At 62.1% G+C, this 1,187-nt stretch carries 2 protein-coding genes; both read right to left on the reverse strand.

Annotated features, from left to right (window positions below):
* A partial coding sequence (locus EOM25_15190; protein NCC26524.1) for a hypothetical protein occupies nt 1-1,055 on the reverse strand: 1,055 nt, incomplete at its 3' end.
* The coding region (locus tag EOM25_15195) for a thermonuclease family protein (protein NCC26525.1) at nt 763-1,187 on the reverse strand (425 nt) is incomplete at its 5' end. The genes EOM25_15195 and EOM25_15190, both read right to left, overlap by 293 nt.

The raw sequence follows: 1,187 nt of genomic DNA on the forward strand, positions 1-1,187 counted from the left end.
CCCGCGGGGCCCCCGCCGACGATGAGCAGATTCTTCTGGGCCTTTCGACAGACTCCAAAGGACTTCAGCAGGGTATCGAGATCCAGATCTTCGCAAACGAAGTAAAGCAGATCCCCTTCCTGAACCATGTCCAGGCCCGTGGGCACGATCAGGTCGTCCTCGCGGATCAGGGCGGCCACGATGAAACGCCGGTCGCTGGCCTGCCTGATGTCGACCAGGGGCCGGCCGGCCAAGGGGCTGTCCTTGCCCACCCAGGTCCCGACCAGCCGGATGCGTCCGTCGGCGAACTCGCTCGTGTCCACCACTCCGGTGGATCCGAGAAGGCTCTCGATGTTCCGGACCACTTCCAGTTCGGGATTGATGAAGGTGTCGATGTGGATCTGTTCGGACAAACCTTGGCCGTATTCGAGGAAATCCTCGCTCCGGATTCTGGCCACCTTGGTGATCCCGGGCGAGAGGATGTTGGCGAAGGTGCAGGCCATCAGGTTGATTTCGTCGCTGTCCGTGACCGCCAGGAGCATGTCGGCCTCCCGGACTCCGGCGTCTTCGAGAACTCTGGGGCTGCACCCCGAACCCTCGATGGTCTGGACATCCATGTTGTCCACGATCCGCTGGAGGACCCGGGCGTTCTTGTCGATGACAACAACGTCCTTGTGTTCGGCCATGAGCCGCCGGGCGCTGTGGAACCCGACCTCCCCGGCCCCGACGATGATTACGCGCATGGTGAATCTCCGAAAAATTCGGTCTGACCTACCTGTTCCATCACTCCCCCGGCCAGGGCGTGCAGGACCGGCAGGGGGCATACCCGGCCCCGAAGGCCTCCCGCAGGGTCGAGAAACTGATCCGGTTCTTCCAGTTGATCCGCTTGCCGTACGGGCAGTCAGACGTGTGGAAACGCCTGGATTGTTCGCTGCCGACAAAGCTCTGGCTGGCCTCGGGCCTGAGCAGAATCCGGCCCCAGAATCCTCGGTGCGAGGCCATGGCCGTTCGCTGATCGTCCAGAAGGACCCGGTCCAATTCATCCAGGGTTCGACCATGGGGATAAAAAAAAGCATGGCCGGACTGAACCAGGACCCGGTTCAGAATCCGGCCGTCGGGCAGGGTCAGCACGGCCAGGGTCCGGCCATATCGGTCTTTCTCGGATTTTTCGTTCATCATCCTGAGGTCCACGCCCCGAACCAAACGCC

It is taken from the genome of Deltaproteobacteria bacterium (assembly GCA_009929795.1).
Lineage (GTDB): Bacteria > Desulfobacterota > Desulfovibrionia > Desulfovibrionales > Desulfomicrobiaceae > RZZR01.